Origin of the sequence: Pseudarthrobacter sp. Y6, from assembly GCF_050156205.1 — a bacterium.
Taxonomy (GTDB): Bacteria; Actinomycetota; Actinomycetes; order Actinomycetales; family Micrococcaceae; genus Arthrobacter.
This window is the reverse complement of the sequence record NZ_CP189574.1, coordinates 3133891-3156499: the sequence shown is the minus strand read 5'-3', so window position 1 is coordinate 3156499 and position 22609 is coordinate 3133891. Positions and strand designations below refer to the sequence as shown.

The 22609-nt window shown below is 66.0% G+C and carries 17 protein-coding genes and 1 pseudogene; 8 read left to right on the top strand and 10 right to left on the bottom strand.

Annotated features, from left to right (window positions below):
• Position 1: 1 nt before the first annotated feature.
• Positions 2–826 (top strand): metal-dependent hydrolase, encoded by an 825-nt coding sequence (locus ACQCSW_RS15080; protein WP_426987144.1) that lies wholly within the window; start codon positions 2–4, stop codon positions 824–826.
• 118 nt (positions 827–944) lie between these two features.
• Here ACQCSW_RS15080 and ACQCSW_RS15075 read toward each other — a convergent pair whose 3' ends face one another.
• The 6 genes from ACQCSW_RS15075 to nirB all read right to left on the bottom strand — a co-directional run bounded on the left by ACQCSW_RS15075 (position 945) and on the right by nirB (position 7958).
• Complete coding sequence (locus ACQCSW_RS15075; protein ID WP_426987142.1) at positions 945–1190, bottom strand: hypothetical protein; 246 nt, start codon at positions 1188–1190, stop codon at positions 945–947.
• Between the two features lie 52 nt (positions 1191–1242).
• The gene (deoC, locus tag ACQCSW_RS15070) at positions 1243–1968 is read right to left on the bottom strand and encodes a deoxyribose-phosphate aldolase (protein ID WP_426987140.1); all 726 of its coding nucleotides are present in this window, start codon (positions 1966–1968) and stop codon (positions 1243–1245) included.
• A 101-nt stretch (positions 1969–2069) separates the two neighbouring features.
• Entirely contained in the window at positions 2070–2987 is a 918-nt protein-coding gene (locus tag ACQCSW_RS15065) for an FAD-dependent oxidoreductase (RefSeq protein ID WP_426987138.1), read from the bottom strand.
• A gap of 134 nt (positions 2988–3121) precedes the next feature.
• Positions 3122–4276, bottom strand: coding sequence for a uroporphyrinogen-III synthase (locus ACQCSW_RS15060; RefSeq protein WP_426987136.1), 1155 nt, complete (start codon positions 4274–4276; stop codon positions 3122–3124).
• 14 nt (positions 4277–4290) lie between these two features.
• Complete coding sequence (cobA, locus tag ACQCSW_RS15055; protein WP_426987134.1) at positions 4291–5325, bottom strand: uroporphyrinogen-III C-methyltransferase; 1035 nt, start codon at positions 5323–5325, stop codon at positions 4291–4293.
• Between the two features lie 2 nt (positions 5326–5327).
• Complete coding sequence (nirB, locus tag ACQCSW_RS15050) at positions 5328–7958, bottom strand: nitrite reductase large subunit NirB (protein WP_426987132.1); 2631 nt, start codon at positions 7956–7958, stop codon at positions 5328–5330.
• A gap of 263 nt (positions 7959–8221) precedes the next feature.
• Here nirB and nirD point away from each other — a divergent pair, with 263 nt between their 5' ends.
• A complete protein-coding gene (nirD, locus tag ACQCSW_RS15045; RefSeq protein WP_426987130.1) occupies positions 8222–8584 on the top strand; it encodes a nitrite reductase small subunit NirD in 363 nt (120 codons plus the stop codon).
• 7 nt (positions 8585–8591) lie between these two features.
• Here nirD and ACQCSW_RS15040 read toward each other — a convergent pair whose 3' ends face one another.
• On the bottom strand, positions 8592–10361 hold the full coding sequence (locus ACQCSW_RS15040; protein ID WP_426987128.1) for a phospho-sugar mutase: 1770 nt from the start codon (positions 10359–10361) through the stop codon (positions 8592–8594).
• Between the two features lie 112 nt (positions 10362–10473).
• Between ACQCSW_RS15040 and ACQCSW_RS15035 the strand changes: the two genes are divergently transcribed.
• Entirely contained in the window at positions 10474–10959 is a 486-nt protein-coding gene (locus ACQCSW_RS15035; RefSeq protein WP_426987126.1) for an RrF2 family transcriptional regulator, read from the top strand.
• Between the two features lie 77 nt (positions 10960–11036).
• On the opposite strand, the gene ACQCSW_RS15030 is transcribed toward ACQCSW_RS15035, so the two are convergent.
• On the bottom strand, positions 11037–11855 hold the full coding sequence (locus ACQCSW_RS15030; protein ID WP_426987124.1) for a purine-nucleoside phosphorylase: 819 nt from the start codon (positions 11853–11855) through the stop codon (positions 11037–11039).
• A gap of 127 nt (positions 11856–11982) precedes the next feature.
• Between ACQCSW_RS15030 and ACQCSW_RS15025 the strand changes: the two genes are divergently transcribed.
• From ACQCSW_RS15025 to ACQCSW_RS15005, 5 genes and pseudogenes are all read left to right on the top strand, one after another.
• Positions 11983–13398: an NAD(P)H-quinone dehydrogenase gene (locus ACQCSW_RS15025; protein WP_354249237.1), complete on the top strand. Its 1416-nt coding sequence runs from the start codon at positions 11983–11985 to the stop codon at positions 13396–13398.
• Between the two features lie 39 nt (positions 13399–13437).
• Entirely contained in the window at positions 13438–13623 is a 186-nt protein-coding gene (locus ACQCSW_RS15020) for a PspC domain-containing protein (protein WP_426987121.1), read from the top strand.
• Positions 13624–13708: 85 nt separating this feature from the next.
• Complete coding sequence (locus ACQCSW_RS15015; protein WP_426987119.1) at positions 13709–14134, top strand: hypothetical protein; 426 nt, start codon at positions 13709–13711, stop codon at positions 14132–14134.
• 1015 nt (positions 14135–15149) lie between these two features.
• Positions 15150–17603, top strand: coding sequence for a fibronectin type III domain-containing protein (locus tag ACQCSW_RS15010; protein WP_426987117.1), 2454 nt, complete (start codon positions 15150–15152; stop codon positions 17601–17603).
• 99 nt (positions 17604–17702) lie between these two features.
• A pseudogene (locus tag ACQCSW_RS15005) lies at positions 17703–18167 on the top strand (DUF7594 domain-containing protein); the annotation flags it as partial.
• 644 nt (positions 18168–18811) lie between these two features.
• Here the strand turns inward: ACQCSW_RS15005 and ACQCSW_RS15000 are convergent.
• Positions 18812–20374 carry an FAD-dependent oxidoreductase gene (locus ACQCSW_RS15000; protein WP_426987115.1) on the bottom strand — a complete coding sequence of 521 codons (1563 nt, stop codon included), beginning with the start codon at positions 20372–20374 and terminating at the stop codon, positions 18812–18814.
• On the bottom strand, positions 20371–22608 hold the full coding sequence (locus ACQCSW_RS14995) for a molybdopterin oxidoreductase family protein (RefSeq protein ID WP_426987113.1): 2238 nt from the start codon (positions 22606–22608) through the stop codon (positions 20371–20373). Before ACQCSW_RS14995 ends, ACQCSW_RS15000 begins: the two co-directional genes overlap by 4 nt.
• Between the last annotated feature and the right edge of the window lies 1 nt (position 22609).

The following is a 22609-nucleotide window of genomic DNA, read 5'->3' as shown; positions in this document are numbered from 1 at the left end:
CATGATGGGAGGACATCACGCCGCGTCGGGAGCCGCGGCGTGGGTAGCTATTGCCTCATCGGGACCGTACACGCTGGGCTGGTATCCGCTGGACGCCACGGGAATCCTCATCGGAGGAATGGCGACGGCGGGGACGGCGCTGGTGTGCGACTGGGACCACCGCCACAGCACAGTGGCCAACTCACTGCCGCCGCTGTCCAACCTGATTGCCGTGGGTATTGAGAACGCCAGCGGCGGGCACCGGCAAGGAACCCACTCGGTGCTCGGGGCGGCGTGCTTTGTGCTGCTGGCCATGATGGCAGGGCAGTTCCAGCTGCAGACGGACTGGGGCCTGCTGTCGGTGGGTGCCGGCCTGCTGTGCATGTTCATGATTAACATTGCGGCCAAGGCGCTGAAGCTGTTTCCCAAGTCCGGATTTATCAGCAACTGGATCTTTGCCCTGACCATGGCCGGACTGGTGACCTGGTTCGCGCCGGAGCAGTGGACCTGGCTCCCAGTATCGATGCTGACCGGGGTAGTGGTCCACATCGTGGGGGACATGATCACCACCGGGGGCGTGCCGCTGCTCTGGCCGATCGTCATCAAGCCACCTAAGTTCCTCCGGAAGCTGCCGGTGCTCAACGACGTCTGGAAAGCCAACGGCGCCTTTTCCCTGCCGCTGCTGGGCCGCGCAGGTTCCCGGCGCGAGTGGCTGGTGCTGATCCCGGTCAGCGCCTACGCGATGGTGGGCATGTGCGTGGCGGCCTGGTCGTTGGCGAAAGCACATTTCCCCGCCGCCATGGCGATCGGAAAGACCACGGTCAGCCGCCTGATTGGCGCGGGCTGACGCGGTTAGGGCTGACGCGGCCGGTGCTTGAGCGGCCAGTATCTAAGCGTCCACGACTTAAAAGGCTGGGGCCCCGGAATTGATCCGGGGCCCCAGCCCTTTGAGTAACAGAGGGTTCTTACTTCCCGCCGGCTGAATCGGAGCGGCCGGTGATGGTCTGCGGGATCCAGAACGCCAGGAAAAACAGGCCCAGGCAGACGGCCATCGGCCACGGGTTGCCGAGCGTAAGGAAGGACAGGGAGTAGATGGAGCCCAGGAACAGCGCCATCATGGGTACAAACAGAAGGATGCTGCTCAAGAGGCTGTTCTCGTTCTGGGGGGTCTGTACCGTGGCGTTGCCGGACTCTGTGGTCTTGCTGGACATTCTTTCCTCCTCGGCCCCGCGGGGCTCAAACAGTGGCGGCTCCGGGCCGGCGTCAGTAGCTGGATGAACCCTGTTGACCCTTGACGATGGCAATGCCGGAGCTGGCACCAATACGTGTTGCACCTGCAGCAATCATAGCCTGCGCGTCGGCCAGGGAACGTACGCCGCCGGACGCCTTGACGCCGAGATCGGGGCCTACAGTGCGGCGCATCAGGGCGATGTCTTCGGCCGTGGCACCCCCGCCGTTGAACCCCGTGGACGTCTTAACGAAGTCCGCCCCCGCTTCAACGGACGCCTGGCAGGCAAGAACCTTCTGATCCTCGCTGAGCAATGCGGTTTCGATGATGACCTTCAGGATGGCCCCGCCCGCGTGGACCGCCTCCGCGACGGCGGAGATATCGTCCACCAGCGCACCCTTGTCACCGGCACGGGCTGCCGCGATGTTGATGACCATGTCGATTTCGTCCGCACCATCCAGTACCGCGCCGCGGGCTTCAAAGGCCTTCACATCGCTGGGCGTGGCACCCATGGGAAAGCCGATCACCGAGCACGTCAGAACCCCGGAGCCCTTGAGCGCGGTCTTGACTGTCTTGACCCACAGGGGGTTCACGCAGACTGACTTGAAGTGGTACTCAGCGGCCTCGGCACACACTTTGAGGATCTCCGCTTCGCTGGCCTCGGGCTTGAGCAGCGTGTGGTCGATGTAGGAAGCGATGTTGCCCGACGCTGAGTCCGTACCGGCTCCGGTCTGGTCGGCAGGAGTGGCTGCGTTTCTCATGAGGGTCCTTTCCATGTGGCCTTGTGGGCCGCCGGAGCCACGCAGTGCGTGGCTGTTCAGGTGACCATCTTGTCACAGCGGGTGTCACGGCGGGCGGACGCTCACGCGGCCGCAGGCAGGCGCTCGGCCACACCGGCAGCCATGCCTTCCGCCGCCGATGTAGCGGTCATCAGCTTTGCGGCGCAGGCGCCGGCGGCTGATGCCGCCGCGACCAGCAATCCCAGCCGGACGCCGTCGAACGCGGCGGCGTCACCGATGGCCCAGATACCGGGAACGGAGGTCCGGAAGTCCTGGCTGATGGCGATCCCGCCGCCGGGTGCCGTGCGGAGCCCGGCGCTTGCCGCGAGCCCGTCCCGGGACACCCTTTCCTCGGCCAGGACCACGAGGTCACCGTTCATGCTGCTGCCGTCGGCAAAAACGATTCCTGAGGCATTCGACCCCGAGCCGGAGACGGGCGCCTTCACCGCGGCGGGCCGGAGCGTGGTGCGGATGGGCCGGACCCCGCGGGCGCGCAACACGGCCTCCGCCTGTCCTGCCGCGGTGCCGGTGCCCACCAGGATGCCGAGGGGGCGGCGGCCCAGTTCTGTGGTGAGGTCCCGAACGGCTGCTCCAATGGCGCCGGCGTCGTCGATCGTGGAATAGCTCAGGCAGTGGCCGGCGCCTTCCACGGGGGCCTCCTCCGGTGCTGAACCCGTGGCGATGACCAGGTGGTCATAGCCGAATTCCATGCCGTCCGCGGTGGACACCGTGCGGGTTCCGGCGTCGACGAAACTGGCAGGCTGGCCGAAGCGGAGCGAGACCTGGGGCAGCGCGGCGAGGTCCAGGAGTTCCGCGGACGCGTCGTCCCGGTTGCTCAGCACCGTAACGGTGCCGCCGAACCGGGCGCGGTTCAACTGGCTGACCAGCGCCTGTGCGGCCGGCCCTGCCCCGGCGATGACGATACGGGGCGAGCCAGCGGCGGGCCCGGAGGCCGGGGCGCCGGGGACGGAGGTGACAGTGGAGGGTGCGGGTGCGGACATGTGCTGGCCCTTTCGCCGGCGGCCGTCAGTGTATTCCGGCCGGGAAGTTCGTGGTGAACCCCAGCGTAGGCCGCCTGTTTTTCCACCATGTTTCCCCGCAATTACGGACCGGAGTCACTGGCGGACCAGCGCACTCAGACCCGGATCCGGTAACCCCTCTTGACCACCGTCTCCACCAGTCGGCCGTCCGGCAGCGATGACCGCAGGCGGCTGACAGTCATGTCCAGGGCATGGATTGAGCCCTTCAGCTCGAGCAGCTCCGACAGGGATTCCCGGGAAAGCACGGCCCCACCGGCCCCCAAGAGGGCACGCAGCAGCAGCAGCGGCGCAGGCGCCAGCTCAACCTGCGCTCCGTCGACCCGCAGGCTGCGCCCGCGCAGCTCAAGGTTGCCGGAGGAGGTGTCCAGCCGCCGCACGTGGTTCAGGGCAAGGTGCTCGCACACCAGCCGGATGAGGGCACCCATCCGGAACCGCTCCGGAATGAGCGGCGAGATACCGGCGTCGAGAAGCGGCTGGGCCGTGACGGGCCCCACCACTGCCGTGGTGACATTGGTTTTCAGGCTCTCGATGAGCTGCTTGTAGACGCCCATTTCGTGGGCGGTGCTCCACACGGCGTCGACGGCGGGGGCGCTCGTGAAGGTGAGAACGTCCAGGTTGCCGCTGCACACAGCCTCGATGAGGCGCGGAAGCCGGTCTTCGCCGTCGGGCTTTACCCAGCGGTAAGGGGTGACCGTCAGGACCGTGGCGCCGGACATACGCAGGCGTTCCAGCTGCCGGACGTCCGTGTAGCCGTGCAGCTGCACGGCTACGGTCTTGCCGCGCACGCCTTCAGCGAGCAGCATGTCCACCAGCGTTGCGGTGGTTTCGTCGCTGCTGATTCCGACGTCGGCGAGTCCGGCCGCGCGGACGGCGCCGCGGGCTTTGGGGCCACGGACGAACATCCGGCACGCCCCGAGCGTTTCCAGCAGCTGCTCACCGATCCCAAAGGAATCGGCGGCTTCGCACCAGCGGCGCATGCCGTACGCCGTGGTGGCGATGCACAGGTCCGGGCGTGCGGCGATGATGGCCTTGGTGTCCTCGATCAGGCGGATGTCCTCCTGCACCGGGGCGATCTTGAGGGCCGGCGCGTGCAGCACTTCCGCGCCGCGGCGTTCCAGGGCCTCGATGAGGTCCCGGGAGCGCCGGTGCGAGGTGACTCCGATGCGGAAGCCCTCCAGCGGAGAGTCCGCAGCCTCCGGCCCGGAAGTCTCCTCAAGCTGGGCAGGTTCAGCTGGTGCCAGTGCGTTCATGGGGGTCAATCCTTTCATGAACCGAGCAGCGAGGCCGCCAGCCGGTCGAGGTCGGCGGCGGCCTCAGCATGCCCGCGGTTGGCTTCCGCCACGCGAACCACCTCGCCAATGACCAGCACAGCGGGATTGCTGCACCCGGCGGCGGCGGAGGTGATGGTGCCAAGGTCCGCGATGGTGGTGCGCTGGCCGGGGCGGTAACCGCGTTCGACGACGGCCATTGGCATGTCGGGGCGCATGCCGGCTTTATGGAGTCCGGCAGCGAGCTGGTGCAGGGTGCCGATGCCCATCAGGACCACAATGGTGCCACCCAGTCCGGCCAGGTGCGTGTGTTCCTTTTCGGTCAGCGGCGCGTGGCCCGAGACCACGGTGAACATATGGCTGACCTCGCGGTGTGTGACGGGGATGCCGGCGGCCGCCGGCACGGAGATCGCGCTGGTGACGCCAGAGATGACACGGACGGGCACGCCCGCTGCCACGCAGGAGGCCACTTCCTCGCCGCCGCGGCCGAAGACGTAGGGGTCGCCGCCCTTGAGGCGGACCACGTTGTTGCCGGCGAGGGCGCTCTCAACCATCAGTTTCTCGATGTCTGCCTGGTCCACTTTGTGGTGGCCGGGCTTCTTGCCCACATCCACCAGCTCGGCCGAGGTCAGGTCCGGCAGGTCCTGGCACGGAGCCAGCCGGTCGAAGAACACCACGTCCGCATCGCGGAGGGCCTTCACAGCGGCGACAGTGAGCAGGTCGGTGGTGCCGGGTCCGCCACCCACCAGGGTGACGTGGCCGACGGGTCCGGCGGCCGGCTCGGCCGCCACCGGGATGCCGGTGGTGCGGCAACGCTCGAGCAGGGCCTCCCAACCGGGCTGGCCGTCGTCGACCGCTGCGACCAGGAATGGACGCTCGGGGAGCGGGCCGTCATGCGCTGCACCCGCAGGGGTGCTGAGGCGGTAGACGACGGCGCCCGCGGCGGCGTAGCGGCGGACCGCCTGGCGGGCGGCGTGGTCGGAGCCGGTGACCAGGACTTCGCGGCCGGTGAGATCGATGCTGAGCTGCATGGCTATACCTCGTTCTCGGCGCGGGGCCGCATGGGGATGGAGGCGCCGATCAGGACCTTGCCTTTTTCCTCCGGAGTGGCCGGGCGCATCTGGCCACGCTCGTCGGAGACGAAGGTGATGGAGTCATCCTTCTGGTCGGGGGCGTTGACGAAGGAACGGAACCGGCGCAGGCGCTCGGGGTCCTTCAGCGTGTCCGCCCATTCGTCCACGTAGGTGTCAACGTGCTTCGCCATGGCGGCTTCGAGCTCCTCGGCGATGCCCAGGGTGTCCTTCACCACAACGTCCTCGACGTGCTTGATGCCGCCGTCGAGCTCTTCCTGCCAGCGCGCGGTGCGCTGCAGCCGGTCGGCGGTGCGGATGTAGTACATGAAGTAGCGGTCGATGTACTTGAGCAGGGTTTCGTCGTCGAGGTCCTTGGCCAGCAGCTGGGCGTGGGCCGGGGTGGCACCGCCGTTGCCGCCGACGTAGAGGTTCCAGCCGTCGGCTGTGGCGATCACGCCGACGTCCTTGCCGCGGGCCTCGGCGCATTCACGGGCGCAGCCGGAGACGCCCATCTTGAGCTTGTGCGGGCTGCGGAGGCCGCGGTAGCGGAGCTCGAGCTGGATGGCCATGGCCACCGAATCCTGGACACCGAAGCGGCACCAGGTGGAACCGACGCATGACTTCACCGTGCGCAGGCTCTTGCCGTACGCCTGGCCGGATTCGAAGCCGGCGTCCACCAGTTCCTTCCAGATTGCCGGGAGCTCTTCCAGCCGGGCACCGAACATGTCGATCCGCTGGCCGCCGGTGATCTTGGTGTACAGGTTGTACTTTTCGGCCACGGCGGCGATGACGCCGAGCTTCCTGGGGGTGATTTCACCGCCGGCGATGCGGGGGACCACCGAGTAGGTGCCGTCCTTCTGCATGTTGGCGAGGGCGCGGTCGTTGGTGTCCTGCAGGGTGCCGCGGCCGGCGTCCAGGACGTAGGCGCTGTTCTGGCTGGCCAGGATGTTGGCGATAGTGGGCTTGCAGATGTCGCAGCCTGCGCCGGTGCCGTACTTGGCCATGATCTCTTCGAAGGAGGTCAGTTCCAGGACGCGGATGGCGTCGAAGAGTTCCTGGCGGGACAGCTCGATGTGTTCGCAGAGTGCCTTGGAGACCTCGACGCCGGACTTGGTGAGTTCGGTTTCCAGCAGCTTCTTGAGCATCGGCACGCAGGAACCGCAGCTGGTTCCTGCGCGGGTGCAGCCCTTGAGTTCGCCAAGTTCCTGGACGGGGGCGTTGCCGTCGCAGGCGCCGCAGCCGTTGATGGTGTCGCGGATGGTGCCGGCGGCCACGTTGTTGCAGGAACACAGGATGGCGTCGTCCGGGAGTTCGGTCTCTGGAGCGTCGCCGCCGCCGGCCGCCGTGAGGTAGGCGCCCGGTTCGGCGCTGAGTTCGCGGCCCAGGAGTGGACGCAGGCTCATGTATGGGGAAGCGTCACCCACGAAGATGCCGCCCAGGAGGGTCTTGGCGTCGTCGGTGGTGACGATCTTCTGGTAGACGCCGCGGGCGGGGTCGGCGTAGACAATCTCAAGGGAGTGCTCGGTCTTGGCGAACCCGTCACCGAAGCTGGCAACGTCAACGCCCGAGAGCTTGAGCTTGGTGGCAGTATCGAAGCCGGGGAACGTTGCCTGGCCGCCGTGAAGACGGTCTGCCACGATCTCGGCCATGGTGTTGGCCGGTGCAACGAGGCCCAGGCACATGCCACCGTAGTTGGCGACCTCACCGATGGCCCAGATGCCGTCCACTTCGGTGGCGCAGAAATCGTTGATGACAACGCCGCCGCGCTGGCCCAGGCTGAACACCTGCTCTTCCCCTTCGGCTGCGCGGAAGAGTTCATCGCGGGGTCGGACGCCGATGGCGACGATCACGAGGTCAGCGTCGATAATGCGGCCGTCTGCCATGAGGACACCGGTGACCTGGCCGTCGTCGTCGGACACTACTTCCGAAGGGAACACGCCGCCGTGTACTGCGAAGCCTTTGGCCTTGATGAGCCGGCCCATTGCCTGGCCGGCGCCTTCGTCCAGCTGTGTGGCCATCAGCCACTGCGAACCGTCGATGACGATCGGGTTGGCGCCCAGCTGCTCCGTGCCGGCGGCCGATTCGAGCCCGAGGAGGCCTCCACCGATAGTGACGGCGTTGACCTTGCGGCCGAGCTTCTCCGTGAGCCCGGTTATGGCCTCGTTGATGGCCCACACGTCTTCGAGCGTGCGGTAGACGTGCGTGTGCTCGGCGCCGGGGATAGGGAGGCGGGCGGCATTCGAGCCGGTGGCCACCACCAGGTCGTCGTATTCGAAGATGCTGCCAGCAGCGGTCTCAACCGTCTTTGCCTCGGCATTGATTTTGACCACGCGCTCGCCGGTCTTCAGAGTCAGGGAGTCGTGGTCCCACATCGAGGCGGAGCCGAGGGTCAGGTCCACGCTGCTGTCCGTCAGTGCCTTGGAGAGCGCAACGCGGTCGTAGGGGAGGTGGGCTTCTTCCGTGAGGACCGTGACGTCCCAGCCCTCAAGGCCCCGGGTGTGCATGGCATCGGCGAAGCGGTGGGCAGCAGGGCCGCCACCGGCGACGACGATCCGGCGCGTTGCCGTCTGGGGTGAAGTCTGTTCGGTCACTGTGGGCCTTTCGCATGTGCCGCAGACGATGTTCTGCGACTTTCTCTGACGAGGTGTCCATTCAGACTAGGTAGTCGCAGTTTCGCTTCAGTTTCCCATATGTTTCGTAGGCTTAACTTCTGCATCACGAACGCGTTTCCGATTGGGTGAGGTCTCTTTTACGCGCCGGACACATTCACTGCACGCCTTTGAAACACCCGTTGCCTAAGTTGTTTGGTACGGCCATATAGGTGGCCAATCAAGCACGGGGAGAGGAGCCGGACATGACGGCAACACTGGAACTTGGGGCGCTCGCCGCCGACACCGCTACCTGGCACCGGGTCTGCGCCGTGGACGAGCTTGAGCTTGCCTGGGGCGAAGCAGCACTTATTGCGGGCCGCCAGGTGGCACTCTTCCGGACCGGCCCCAGTGAGGTTTTTGCGGTGGCCCACGAAGATCCGGCCACCGGCGCCCACGTGATGGCCCGCGGCATTCTGGGTTCACGCGGCACCCGCCCCACCATCGCTTCGCCGCTGCACAAAGAGGTCTACGACCTGGAAACCGGTGAAAGCTTCGGAACCACCACGGTGCGCCTGGAAACGTTCAGCACGCGCATTTCCGACGGTTTCATCGAAGTGGAGCTCTAGCGTCCCGCTAGAGCCCGAGGGCCTCTCGGACGTCGCCGAGCGCATTGTCCAGGGCGGTCCGGGCTGCCTGCCGGGCTTCCGGCAGTTCGGCCGCTGACTCAACCGGGAGGATGACTTCCAGGTAGCACTTGAGCTTGGGCTCGGTGCCGCTGGGCCGGATGATGACCCGGGTCTCGTCCCGGGTCAGATACAGCAGGCCATCGGTGGGCGGCAAGTGCTCGCTCCCTTCGGCGAGGTCCACAAAAGTTTCAACAGCGGACGAACCGAACGAATCGGGCGGGCTGACCCGGAGCCGGTTCATCATGGCGTCCAGCAGGCCCAGATCCGCCACCCGGATGCTCAGTTGGTCGCTGGCATGAAGCCCGTGCTGAAGGTAGAGCTCGTCCAGAATGTCGAAGATGGTTTTTCCGTCCGCCTTGGCGGCGGCAGCCATTTCCGCGATGAGGACAGCGGCAGAGATCCCGTCCTTGTCCCGGACCAGTTCAGGTGCAACGCAATAGCCAAGGGCTTCCTCGTAGCCGTAGACCAGCCCGGGCACACGGGAAATCCATTTGAACCCGGTCAGCGTTTCCTCATGCCCGTATCCTGCCGCGGCGGCGATGCGGGAGAGTAAGCGCGAGGACACAATCGAATTGGCGAAGACGCCGGCCCCTTCACCAGTGCGTGCTTGGTCCGTACTGCCTGACGCTTCGTCAGTGCCGGCCGCCAGCCGGGCCACAATGTGTGCACCCAGCAGCGCCCCGACCTCGTCGCCTCGAAGCATGCGCCACGCGCCGGTGTCAGGATCCTTGGCCGCCACTGCAGCGCGGTCCGCGTCCGGATCGTTTGCCAGGACAATATCGGCGTCGACGCGGGCGGCAGTCTCCAGGGCCAGGTCCAAGGCGCCCGGTTCCTCCGGATTGGGAAAGTTCACCGTGGGAAAGTCGGGATCCGGCTCAGCCTGTTCGGCCACCAGGGTGACATCGGCAAAGCCGGCAGCATTCAGTACCGTCACGGCAGTTTCGCCGCCGACGCCGTGCATGGGGGTCAGGACAATCCGCAGGTCACGGGACGGGAAGCGGGCCGCATCGGCGAGTGCCGCCGTCGCGCGTTCATAATCCGCCGCAACCGACGGGTCCAGAACCGTCCAGCCGTCCGCTGCAAGGGTGCTGGATTCCAGGGCGCCCACGGCATCGATCCGCGCAGCGATCCTGACGTCGTAGGGCGCCACGATTTGCGCTCCGCGTCCGCTGCCCTCCACGGCATGACGGCCCAGGTACACCTTGTAGCCGTTGTCCTGCGGCGGATTGTGGCTCGCTGTCACCATCACACCGCCGTCGCAATCGAGGGCCCGCACGGCGAAAGCGAGCAGCGGGGTGGGCAGCGCGGACGGCATCAGGAAGGTTTCAATTCCGGCGGCCGTGAAGATGGCCGCCGTTTCCACGGCGAAGATGTTCGAGTTATAGCGGGCGTCATAGCCGACGACGGCGCGTGGCCGGGTCCCGGGGGCAGCCTCACCCACCGCATCAACCAGGAAGTCGGCGAGACCGGCGGCGGCGCGGCGCACCACCACGCGGTTCATCCGGTTCGGCCCGGCGCCCAGGGCGGCGCGGAGGCCTGCGGTGCCGAACTGCAGCGTGCCGCTGAAGCTGTCGGCCAGCTCCTGGGACGCTGCGGGGGAGCCCTCCTCCGCGAATTGCAGCAGCTCTGTGAGCTCTGCGGCTGTGGCGGGATCCGGATCTTTGGCCGCCCATTCGCGGGCTTGGCTGAACAAGGAAGCGGCATCGGGGGACGTCATGCGGCCAACGCTATCGTCATTGCTCCAGTAACTGTGCCTGAACACTCGCCTGTGACAGCTGAAAGCAGCGAAATCCTTGCAGGAAATTTTCTGGACAAGTAATGTCGCGAATATGAAACTGGGCCAGGGTGTTGAGTGGGGCCTGCATAGCTGCGTCAACATGTCCTGGACCGCGCCCGGGGAGGCTGTCAGCAGTGCACGGCTGGCCGAGTTCTACAAGCTTCCCGCCGCGTACCTGAACAAACAGCTCCAGGCACTGGTGCGGGCCGGGATCCTGACCTCGGTGTCCGGGCCCCGGGGCGGCTTCTCGCTGGCCAGGCGTCCGGACCGGATTTCCGTCCTTGACGTGGTCCTCGCCATCGAAGGAAATGACGATGCCTTCCGGTGCGAAGGCATCGCCAAGGAAGCCCCGGGCGGGAGCATGGACGCCGACTACGCCCGCACGTGCCTGATTTCGCAGACCATGCGCCACGCCGAAGTCACCTGGCGGACTGAGCTGTCCCGGCAGAGCATTGCCGGGATCGCCCAGTCCATCGAGCGCCGGTTTCCCGAGGCCCGGGAGTCCACCGTCCTGCAGCTCGTCGGCGCCAAGTCCTGACCAGCCCTACAGCAACGCGGGGTCACTTAGCGCCCACTGGAAGGCCTCGGATGGGCGCTAAGTGACCCCGCGTTGTCCTAGAGTTTGGCGATGATGCCCGCCAGCAGTTTGGAGATGCGCGGTCCGGCGGCCTGGCCGGACTCGATGACTTCCTGGTGGCTCAGCGGCATGGTGCTGATGCCGGCTGCGAGGTTGGTGACCAGCGAAATTCCGAACACTTCCATGCCTGCGTGGCGGCCGGCGATCGCTTCCAACGCGGTGGACATGCCCACCAGGTCCGCTCCGATCCGCTTGGCGTACTGGACCTCTGCCGGCGTTTCGTAATGCGGCCCGCTGAACTGGGCGTAGACGCCTTCCTCCAGCGAGGCGTCCACTTCACGGGCGAGCGCACGGATGCGCGAGCTGTACAGATCTGTCAGGTCAACAAACGTTGCGCCTTCCAGCGGTGACGTGGCGGTGAGGTTGATGTGATCTTTGATGAGCACCGGGGTGCCCGGCGTCCAGCTTTCGTTCAGCCCTCCGCAACCGTTGGTGAGGACCAGTGTTTTGCAGCCGGCAGCGGCAGCGGTGCGGATGCCGTGGACCACGGCACGGACGCCTTTGCCCTCGTAGTAATGCGTCCTTGCGCCCAGGACCAGCGCGCGTTTGCCCCCTTTGGTCAGGACTGAGCGGATGGTGCCCACATGGCCTTCCACTGCCGGGGCATGGAAGCCCGGGACGGTGTCAGCGGTCAGGGTGGCGGTGGTCTCGCCGATGAGGTCGGCGGCTTCGGCCCAGCCCGAGCCCAGGACGAGGGCGACGTCGTGGCTGTCCACCCCGGTCTGCTGGGCGATGTAGTCAGCGGCGGAGCGCGCGGCGGCGAAAGGGTCCGTATTCTGGAAGTCTGTATTACTCACTGGTACAAGTTATCGTGCTGTTGCCGCTGTGCACAGTGGCCACAGCGTTGCTCCGGGGCGCGGCCGGCACCGTGACGGACCACTCTTTATTGGTGGTCCCTGCGCAGATGCGCGAGAATGGTTGATTGTGACTACGCATCCTGATTTCAGCTCACCCCGGATCGCAATCCTCGGAGGTGGCCCCGGTGGATACGAAGCCGCCATGGTCGCTGCCTCGCTGGGAGCGCAGGTCACCATCATCGAACGCGCGGGCATGGGCGGCTCCGCAGTACTGACCGACGTCGTGCCTTCCAAAACCCTGATCGCCACCGCGGACCTGATGACCCGCGTCGGTGAGGCGGGGGAGCTGGGAGTGAAGTTCGACGTCGACGGCGGCGACTTTGTCCCGGCCATGCGCGCCGATCTCAAGCACATCAACGACCGCCTGCTGGGCCTTGCCCGTCAGCAGTCCACCGATATCTCCACCGGGCTAGAGCACCAGAACGTCCGCATCCTGCTGGGTTCCGGCAAGCTCGTGGACAACCACACCATCGAAGTCCTAACCGCTGACGGCACCGAAATCGTCGAAGCTGACACCATTCTGCTGGCCGTGGGCGCGCACCCGCGTGAACTGCCCACCGCGCGGCCGGACGGGGAACGCATCCTGAACTGGGCGCAGATCTACAACCTTGACGAACTTCCCGAGGAACTGATTGTGGTGGGGTCCGGCGTGACCGGTGCCGAATTCGCCTCCGCCTACAACGGCCTGGGCTCCAAAGTTACCCTGATCTCCAGCCGTGACCGGGTGCTGCCCGGTTCGGACACCGACGCCGCGGAGGTCCTGGAGGAAGTCTTCGAGCGTCGCGGAGTGCGCGTCCTCTCGCGGGCGCGTGCTGAAACCGTGGAGCGGACCGACGACGGCGTGGTGGTCACCCTCGGTGACGGATCGAGAGTCACCGGCAGCCACTGCCTGGTCTGCGTGGGATCCATCCCGAACACCGCCGGCATCGGCCTTGAAGAAGCCGGCGTGGCCCTCACCGAGAGCGGCCATGTAAAGGTCGACGGCGTCTCCCGCACCACCGTGCCGAACATCTACGCCGCCGGCGACTGCACTGGCGTGCTGGCCTTGGCCTCGGTGGCCGCCATGCAGGGCCGGATCGCGATCGCCCACTTCCTGGGCGACAGCGTGATGCCGCTCAAGCTGCACCAGGTCGCTTCCAACATCTTCACATCGCCCGAGATCGCGAACGTGGGCGTCTCCGAGGCCGAGCTCCAGTCCGGCAAGTACCAGGGCGATATCGTGAAGCTGTCGCTCAAGAGCAACGCCCGCGCCAAAATGCGCAACCACAAGGACGGCTTCGTCAAGATCTTCGCCCGCAAGGGCTCCGGCACCGTGATTGGCGGTGTTGTGGTGGGTCCGAACGCCTCCGAGCTGATCTTCGCGATCTCCATCGCGGTGAAGCAGAAGCTCCACGTCGACGACGTCGCCAGCACCTTTACCGTGTACCCGTCACTGAGCGGCTCCATCTCAGAAGCGGCGCGGCGCCTGCACGTCCGCATGTAGGTCGTGACGCGGTCGGGGATTCTCAGGTAGCGTGGCCGCATGACTACAGCTCTGGAGCGGCCACGCAGCGGAAAAATCATCGGTGGCGTATGTGCCGCCCTGTCGGCCCGGTTCGGGATCCCGAAGTCCCTGGTCCGGCTCGGCTTTGTGATCTTTGGCCTCGTGGGGATCGGCGAGCTGGTCTACATCGCGCTGTGGATCATGATCCCCAAGGCCCCGGCATAGCTTCCGCGAGACGTTTGGCCCTACTTCCACTTTTCCCCTGCCCGGAAACAGTGGAACATGTGTCATCGTGGCAGCGTCGGTTCACATGGGCAGGCACGATAACTCTGTTGTCGTCTTTGTCCGGAAGAACCGCGCAGAACTAGGGCGGCTGCCCTCCGCACTGATATCCGTCAGCCTGGCACCACCGCGGCCCTACACCAACGTCAGCCGTGACATGCGCACGCGCTGGGACATCGCGGATGAAGCGTCCTTTGTCGGCGGTCACCAAGGCAACTACAGGCTGCACCGCAAATGGGAACAGTTCGAAGCCCGACATAAACGCCGCGTCATCGCCAACGTCGCCGTCGCCCGGGAACTGGCCGGCTGGTGCCGGTCCCTCGCCGCCTCGGTACAACAGGAGCAGCCATGGACGGATGAAGAGACGTGTGCCGTTCCCGGCCCGGTCCGGATGGCTCGGCAGCGTGGAGGAGACCCGCGATACAGCTATGGACAACCGGCAATCAACCGGTGACGCCCGATATTCCTAGACCAGCGGCACCCCTCCAGCCGAACACCTCGTCCTGCGGTAACCAACCCGCGCATATCAGCATGACAGCGCCTCCCGTCGATCACGACGCGCCAGCCAAACGGGACCACACAGGGGAAACGGACACCAAAAGAGCGGTCCAAGACAAGCCAGTCATGGACCGCTTACCCTTGCCCCTCTTGACAACGAACGCCTCCATATCAGGTCTACCGGGGCAGCACTGCCTTGGGTGGAATACGCCGGGCCAATGCCACGGAGATGTCGGTTCGAACCCGGCGCCTCTCTCTCGCTCTCTCTCGATGAAGACAGCCCCCTCAGGTGCAGTTGTCGCAGACACCCGTGGCCGGCAACTGCAGCCCACATCCGGCGCATACTGGCTTGCGCCGCGGCGTCGACTTGGAGGCCCGGTTCACCTGCGCGCTGTTTCCCGGTCAGCTGGGGTGGGATATCCCCGGGCAGGTCCCGGCAGGACACGCGGTAGCAGTTGAGCCGTTCCTCGGCCGCCGCCATCTCCAGATCGTACGGATGATTAATAGTCTCGCGTCCGGAGCGACGGAGCGCTGCGTTGAACCCTGAGCCGACCATCCGTCACCCGTGTGCACTACCAGGGAAGACAGCGCGGGCAGCCCGCGGTCAGCACAGGCTTGGATGACACCGCTGAGCACTTCCCCCATCCAGTAGTTGAGCTGCTGTTTGGTGTGGACGCCGCTTGCCTCTGAGAGTGCACGGGCGAGGTTCTTGTACGTGATGTAGTCCTCGTACGTTTCTGGTCCAGGTTCATCACAATTGGGGGGTTGCTTTTGATGCTTCAAACCATTGACACTGTAGGAACTCGGGTATCGACGTTCAACTCCGGGTAACAACGTTTCTGGACTAGAAGGTTTTCCACATGGGCGTACGTGGTAGAGGTCTCAGGACTTCCTGGCTTGGCGTAAGGCCGGGAGGCGTTCCCTTGGCTGGTCTTCGTCTACGCGGGTCGCGGAATCTGCGGCTCCAAGCCGTGCTGACAGCGCTGCTGCTTGCGCTGGGTGTTCTGGGGGTAACAGTTCCGGCGTCGGCTGCTGCGGGTGATGTTGGGGTTCAGGGTCCGTCGCATTCGGGGACGGGGACGCCGACGGGTTCGAAGCGGGCGACGAGTGCGTTGTGGTTCAACGACGGGGTCTGGTGGGGGAACCTGTGGGACACTGCTAGCTCGGATTTTCATATCTTCCGGTTCAATGCCGCGACGAGTTCGTGGGTCGATACGGGTGTGGCGACGGAGACGCGGGCGGACACTCATCATGACGTGTTGTGGGACGGGACGACCTTGTATGTGGCGAGCTATCGGTTCGTCAATGACGGTCTGCCGGCTGAGCCGAACTTCCCGTCAACGATGCGGCGTTACAGCTACGACTCGAGTAAGAAGACGTACGCGCTGCTGAGTTCTACACAGATCAACAACTACCGCGTTGAGACCCTGACCATCGATAAGGACTCGACTGGTCGGGTGTGGGCCACGTGGCAGCAGGCGAACCGGATCTATCTGAACGTCACTGGCACGGATGGCAAGACGTGGGGGACGCCGTTCCAGCATCCTGCGTCGTTGAGCAACGTGTCTTTGGACGACACGTCGGCTGTGATCGCGTTCGGACCCGGCAAGATGGGTGTGATGTGGAGCCGGCAGGTCGGTGGCTCCACCGACGGCATGTATTGGAGCTACCACGTCGACGGAGCGTCGAACACCGCCTGGACCACTCCTGTGGCGGCGGTGTCGGGGCAGGGCAGCGGTGATGACCATATGAACCTGAAGTGGCTGGACTCCTCGGGTGGCCGGGTTTTCGCCGCCGTTAAGACGTCGTTCACGTCGGCGCCTCAGCCGCTGATCCAGCTGTTGGCATTGAGTGGCACGACGTGGTCGGCGCACACGATCGCGACTGTGTCCGAGTGCCCGAACCGGGTGATCGTCTTGATTGATGAGAGCACGCAGAGGCTGCGTACGTTCGCTACCTATCCGAAGCCGAGTGGCACGACGAACGCCGGTGTCTGCACCAGCTCGGGGGGTGCGATTTACGAGAAGTCCACGCCGCTGGACAACATCAGCTTCACCACCACGAAGACGGCTCGTATCGTGGATGCCGACCAATATGTCCACAACGTGACGTCGACGAAGCAGAACCTCAACAGTGCGGCGCGGGGCACGGCCAACAGTGGTCTACTGGTGCTCGCCGATGTGAACGCCACAAGCCGGTACTGGCACTTTTACGACCCCAGCGGCGGTGGTGGTAGTGGTGATACTACGCCTCCGGCCGCTCCCAGCGGACTCGTTTCCTCTGGTCACACCACCAATACGGTTGCCCTGGCTTGGGACGCCGCTACCGATAATGTCGGCGTTACCGGCTACAAGCTCTACCGCAACGGCACACAAATTGCCGATCAAACGGGCCGCACCTATAGCGACTCCGGCTTATCGCCTGCCACGGCCTACACGTACACCGTCAAGGCCTACGACGCCGCCATGAACCTATCGGCAGCATCCCCACCCCTCACCGTGACCACCGATGGGGCGGCCGACACCACCGCTCCGGCCGCGCCCACCGGACTCGTTTCCTCTGGTCACACCACCAATACGGTTGCCCTGGCATGGGACGCCGCTACCGATAATGTCGGCGTTACCGGCTACAAGCTCTACCGCAACGGCACACAAATTGCCGATCAAACGGGCCGCACCTATAGCGACTCCGGCTTATCGCCTGCCACGGCCTACACGTACACCGTCAAGGCCTACGACGCCGCCATGAACCTATCGGCAGCATCCTCACCCCTCACCGTGACCACTAATGCTCAGACAGCCACAGGCATTCAGCGCCAAGGCATGAGCACATTGGTTAACACCACGAGTGCCACGAGCCACACGATTAACAAGCCCGCTTCGGCGGCGGCAGGCCAGGTCTGTGTCGTCTCATTGGCGCTCAACGGCTCGACCGTTTCAGCGGCCCCGACTGGCTGGACTCAGTTTGCCGCAAGTACGTCGATCGCCAACCCACATCTGTATGGCTACTACCACGTCATGGGGGCGTCCGAACCTGCTAGCTACACCTGGACCACTGCGGGGTCGGTCGCTAGCGGTGGCGGCATCAGCTGCTACTCCGGTGTGAACACCACAACTCCGTTGGACACAACAGCCTCGGTAGCCGCGTCTGCCGTCGCTGCATCTACGGGCTCGGTTTCTGGAGTCACCACAACGACCGCCGGAGCTATGCTCGTCGGCGCAATCGCCCTCAACTCAAGCAATACCACTATCGCCATCACTGGCCCGTCAGACATGACGGAGGTGTATGACCTCGGTGGTAAGCGTACTGAGCTTGACGATGCCCTCCAGGCAACCGCCGGTTCCTCGGGCAGCAAGTCCTGGATATGGAGCAGTGGTTCGCCGCGCGAATGGGCCGGTTGGCTCGTTGCTCTCCGCGCTCAATAACCCCAGCGCTGCCAGTAGTGATGAGGCGGCTGTCCACAGGAGTACCGCGGCGGTTGGACGCCTTCCGAGGGCGGCGGCACGTCGGAGACCGTCACGCTCACGGTCACCGCTGACAGCTACGTGTCGAGCGGGGCGACGGGGACGAACTATGGCACGAGTACCCTGCTGGGTGTGGACAACAGCCCGGTGGAGGTTACGTACTTAAAGTTCGACCTGTCGGCGTATGCGGGCAGGACGCTGGAGAGTGCGACGTTGCGGCTGCGTAGCGCCGGGAGTGGGTCGACGGGTACGCAGAACGTCAAGCTGGTCGCTGATGACAGCTGGACCGAGGGTGGGATCACGTACAGCAGCCGTCCGGCGCTGGGCACCAGCATCGGCACGCTCGGCCCGACAACGACCAACAGCAGCTACAGCGTTCCGTTGACGGTCAGCGGCCTGACCGGTGAGTTCGGCCAACAGCTCTCACTGGGTATGGACTCCAGCAGCAGCGACGGCCTGGACCTAAACTCCAACGAGGCCGGCAGCACGGTCGCCCCCAAGCTGGTGCTCACGTTGAGCGGGTAGGTCGTGGCTGGCATCAGACGCCAAGTGCCGGGACCTCATCCGTGAGGATGCGGTCCCGGCACTGCCTTATGCACCTACAGTCGGTAAGCCCAGTGGTGATCCGGCCTGGTGTAGCAACACAGCGCCACAATGAGATTTCGGCGACGGCATGCTGGGGCGCCTGCCAGTACCGGAGACCCGGCTGGTTCGATGTGCTGGCGAAGCGGGCGAGTCAGCGAAGGAAGTCGTCCGGCCCGGTGAGGCCGAGCAGAAAGTCCCCACTGTCCCCGAGCAGGCCGAACTGGACCATTTTGCGGAGTCAATACGGAAACGGTAGCGAAACGGGCTCAGGAGGCTGCGGCCAGTGCCGAAGAGTCTGCTTCCAAGGCGTCGAGCGCGGCAGGAGCAAGCGGGACCTCTATCAGTCATCTACGGACCTGAAAATGTCATGACTCACCACGCTGGCACCGGGGGAATTCTGCGCCAACTTGTTCTGGGCCCGGTCGGCACCTACCTCGGCAACGGTGCCTAACGCGGACGTCCCGCCATGCATCGGCGGACCGTGAGACTGTCAGCCGCCTCCCGACAATACAGTGTCAGGGATGTCCCCGGACCGCACATATTACGTTTGAACTATTTTGGGCCTTTCCTGCCGTCAGGACAGCTCAGGCGGAGGGAGCCGCCTGGAAGTTTTTTTCGATAAGCCCCTTGATGTCGTCGTGGCAGCCGCCGCAGCCCGTGCCGGCCCGGGTTGCCTTGGACACCTCGGCCACCGTGGAGCAGCCATCCGCCACGGCACCCTGGATCTTGGCGCCGCTGACTCCGGCGCAGCGACACACTGTTCCCTCAGGATCGGCGGGACCGGACGCGGCCAGCTGGTCCGGACCGTCCAGCCGCAGCAGCAGGGACCTGTCGGCCGGCAGTTCTGCGCCGCGCTCGAACAGTCCCACGAGCTCCGCGGCGGTCCGCGGCATGCCCACGGCCACAAGACCTTCCAGCACTCCGCCTCGGGTGGTCATCTTGACGTAGCGGCCATGCTCGGGATCTGACCACTGGGCGATCTGCAGACGCTGCCGGCCGTTCACGGCGCCCGCGGTGAGCGCGTCTTCATCCCACGGCTCGGCACCGTTGTCACCGGCGACGGCCATATTCATGCCGCGTGCCTTAAGGACAATCACGCCGGCCTGTTCCCGGGGCAGCTCCTGCAGCGCGTCGGCCTCCTCCTGTGTGCCGGTGGCCAGCAGCGTCAGGTATTCCGCCAGCCATTCGGCCTGCCGCCACCCGGGACCCACCAGGCCGGACGGGCCTTTTGCGGTGCGGCACTCGTTGCAGGCGGGGTCCGGGCAGCGCACCTCGGCACAGTCGCCGATCGCGTAGATGTGCGGCTCGTGGTGGGCGCGCAGCCTGTGGTCCACCAGGATGCCGGTACCGGTGGACAGGCCGCAGCCCTCGGCGAGCTCGGTCCGGGGACGGACGCCGCACGAGAGGACCAGGAGATCGCCGTCGATCGCCGAACCGTCATTGAGCAGCAGCGCCGAGAACCCGCCGTCGGGCCCGTTGTGCTCCACCCCGGTGGACCGGGCGTTGCCGGCCATCCGGACGCCGCACCGGCGCAGGCTGGCCGCGAGGACCGCCCCGCCGGCGCGGTCGATGTTGCGTCCCAGCGGGTGCGGCCCGTTGTGCACCACCGTGACGGTGGCGCCTTCCTCGGCAGCGGCGAGGGCTGTTTCGAGGCCAAGGACGCCGCCGCCCAGCACCACCACGCGCTTGCCGCCGTCGACTGCCTGCTTGAGCACGGCAGCGTCGCGGAGGTCCCGGAGCGCGGTCACACCGGCCGGAAGGACGGGGAAGGCGGGGTCCGGGTTGATGCCGGTCAGGTTGGGGATGACGGGCCGGGAACCGGTGGCGAAGACCAGCCGCTCATAGTGGGCGGAGGTGCCGTCGGTGAGGAGTACCTGCTGGCGGGCGCGGTCCACACGGCGGACGCGCACGCCGAGCCGGACGTCCAAGCCGTCGGCCGCCAGGGCTGCCGCGTCGGAGAGGGCAAGGGCATCGGCAGTGGTGCGTCCGACGCCCAGGTCGGCCACCAGCACACGGTTGTACGCGGCCTCGGCTTCCTCGCCCACCACGGTCAGGCTGACGTGCCCGTCGCGGACCGCCGGCAGCAGTTCATCGATCAGGCGGGCAGCCACCGGGCCGAAACCAACAACGACAATCTGCTCACTCATGATGCCTCCGATGTCTGAAGAACACTGTTCTGAAGTCCGTTTGCGACCGCCCGGACCCATACCTTGTTGAACTTGAATTCGGGCATCCCGGAAATGGGATCCGTTGCCGCCTCGGTGAGGCGGTTGGCGCTTTCAAGTTCCGGAAAATGGAACGGCAGGAAGACTGTCTCCGGACGGATCGCGGTGCTGAGTTCGGCCCGGCAGACCACCTCGCCACGTTCATTGGCCACCGAGACTAAAGCTCCTTCGGTGATGCCCATGGAGGCTGCGGCGGCGGGGTGGATCTGCATTTTCGCCTCGGGCTGGGTGGCCAGCAGCTCGGACACACGCCGGGTCTGGGCGCCGGACTGGTAGTGCTCCAGGAGGCGGCCGGTGATGAGGGTCATGGTTTTCGCGGCCGGGTCCGGGTTGGTGGCCGGCGCACGACGGCGGCGGGGCGTCACCGGGGTCATGACCGCCTTGCCGCCGGCGTGGGCGAACGTGTCCAGGAAGAGCCGGGGCGTGCCGGTGCTCCCCACAGGGTAGGGCCAGTAGGCGGCTTCGCCGCGGTCCAGCATGGCGTAATCAATGCCGGAGTAGTCGGCGTGCCCGCCGGCCGAGGCCAGCCGCAGCTCCTCAAAGACCGTTTCCGGATCTTCGCTGTACGTGGACGGGGCCTCGAGCGCTTCAGCGAGCCGGGCCATGATCCACAGCTCGCTGCGTGCGCCCGCGGGCGGCTGCAGGGCGCGGCGGCGGCGGAGCACACGTCCCTCCAGGTTGGTGAGGGTGCCTTCCTCCTCGGCCCACTGCAGGACTGGGAGGATGAGGTCGGCTTCGGCGGCGGTTTCGGACATAAAGAAGTCGCAGACCACCAGGAAGTCCAGGCTGCGGAGCCCGGCGATGACGGCGTTCGCGTCGGGGGAGGCCACCGCGATGTTGGAGGCGTGCACAAAAAGGCACCGGACGCCGTCGGGCTGTCCCAGCGACTTCAGCAACTGGACGGCGGGCAGTCCCGGCCCGGGAATGGTTTCCTCCGGGACGCCCCAGACGCCGGCCATGTGGGCGCGCGCGGCGGGGTCTGTGATCTTCCGGTAGCCGGGGAGCTGGTCGGCCTTCTGGCCGTGCTCGCGGCCGCCCTGGCCGTTTCCCTGGCCGGTGAGGGTGCCGTAGCCGCTGCGGCGTGAGCCGGGCAGGCCCAGGAGGAGGCTGAGGTTGATCGCGGCGGTGGCGGTGTCCGTGCCGTCCACGTGCTGTTCCACGCCGCGGCCGGTGAGGATGTAACTGCCGCCCTTGCCCGCGCCGTCGGCGAGCCTGCGGGCGGTTTCCCGGATGAGCTCCGCCGGGACGCCGGTGAGGGACTGGACGCGTTCGGGCCAGAACGAGTTGACGCTGCGGACCACGGCCTCATAACCGGTGGTGCGCGCCGCGATGAAGTCTTTGTCTGCCAGGCCCTCGTGGATGATCACGTGCGAGAGGCCCAGCAGGAGGGTGAGGTCCGTGCCCGGCAGGGGCTGGAGGTGAAGGCCGCCGCCGTCGGCCGTGAAGTTTGCCGTGGCTGAACGGCGGGGATCCACCACGATCAGCCCGCCGGCGTCGCGGGCGCCCTGGAGGTGCTGCACAAACGGCGGCATGGTTTCGGCCACGTTGGAGCCGAGCATCATGATGGTGCTCGCCGAGTCCAGATCTGTCAGCGGGAACGGGAGGCCGCGGTCCAGGCCGAAGGCGCGCATCCCGGCGGCCGCGGCGGAGGACATGCAGAAGCGGCCGTTGTAATCGATGCGTGAGGTGCCCAGGGCCAGGCGGGCGAACTTGCCCAGCATGTAGGCCTTTTCGTTGGTGAGGCCACCGCCACCGAAAACCCCGACGGCGTCCGCACCGTAGCGGGCCTGCGTGTCCTTCACAGCGGTGGTGACCAGCGCCAGGGCCTGGTCCCAGCCGATGGGGCGATGGACGCCGTCGGCCCCCTTGAGGAGCGGTTCGGTGACCCGTCCGGGGTGGTTCAGGAGCGTGGCTGAGGTCCAGCCTTTGCGGCAGAGGCCGCCGCGGTTGGTGGGGAAGTCCCGTCCTTGGACGTCGAGGGGCGCTTCGGAGAGGGGGGCTTTCAGGGTGGCTTCCGCAGCGCCCAGCGCCGCGGATTCAGCCGGCACGGGGACTGACCCCGGCTCGGAAGCCGGGGTCAGTCCCGCTGGTGACGTGAGCGTCATGGCGCACTGCAGGGCGCAGTAAGGGCAGTGCGTGTCGGCGCTTTTGGTCATG

Coding starts and splice junctions, on each gene's coding strand:
- ACQCSW_RS15080 (WP_426987144.1), top strand. CDS start 2: ATGATGGGAGGACATCACGCCGCGTCGGGAGCCGCGGCGTGGGTAGCT.
- ACQCSW_RS15075 (WP_426987142.1), bottom strand. CDS start 1,190: ATGTCCAGCAAGACCACAGAGTCCGGCAACGCCACGGTACAGACCCCC.
- deoC (WP_426987140.1), bottom strand. CDS start 1,968: ATGAGAAACGCAGCCACTCCTGCCGACCAGACCGGAGCCGGTACGGAC.
- ACQCSW_RS15065 (WP_426987138.1), bottom strand. CDS start 2,987: ATGTCCGCACCCGCACCCTCCACTGTCACCTCCGTCCCCGGCGCCCCG.
- ACQCSW_RS15060 (WP_426987136.1), bottom strand. CDS start 4,276: ATGAACGCACTGGCACCAGCTGAACCTGCCCAGCTTGAGGAGACTTCC.
- cobA (WP_426987134.1), bottom strand. CDS start 5,325: ATGCAGCTCAGCATCGATCTCACCGGCCGCGAAGTCCTGGTCACCGGC.
- nirD (WP_426987130.1), top strand. CDS start 8,222: ATGACGGCAACACTGGAACTTGGGGCGCTCGCCGCCGACACCGCTACC.
- ACQCSW_RS15040 (WP_426987128.1), bottom strand. CDS start 10,361: ATGACGTCCCCCGATGCCGCTTCCTTGTTCAGCCAAGCCCGCGAATGG.
- ACQCSW_RS15035 (WP_426987126.1), top strand. CDS start 10,474: ATGAAACTGGGCCAGGGTGTTGAGTGGGGCCTGCATAGCTGCGTCAAC.
- ACQCSW_RS15020 (WP_426987121.1), top strand. CDS start 13,438: ATGACTACAGCTCTGGAGCGGCCACGCAGCGGAAAAATCATCGGTGGC.
- ACQCSW_RS15015 (WP_426987119.1), top strand. CDS start 13,709: ATGGGCAGGCACGATAACTCTGTTGTCGTCTTTGTCCGGAAGAACCGC.
- ACQCSW_RS15000 (WP_426987115.1), bottom strand. CDS start 20,374: ATGAGTGAGCAGATTGTCGTTGTTGGTTTCGGCCCGGTGGCTGCCCGC.
- ACQCSW_RS14995 (WP_426987113.1), bottom strand. CDS start 22,608: ATGACCAAAAGCGCCGACACGCACTGCCCTTACTGCGCCCTGCAGTGC.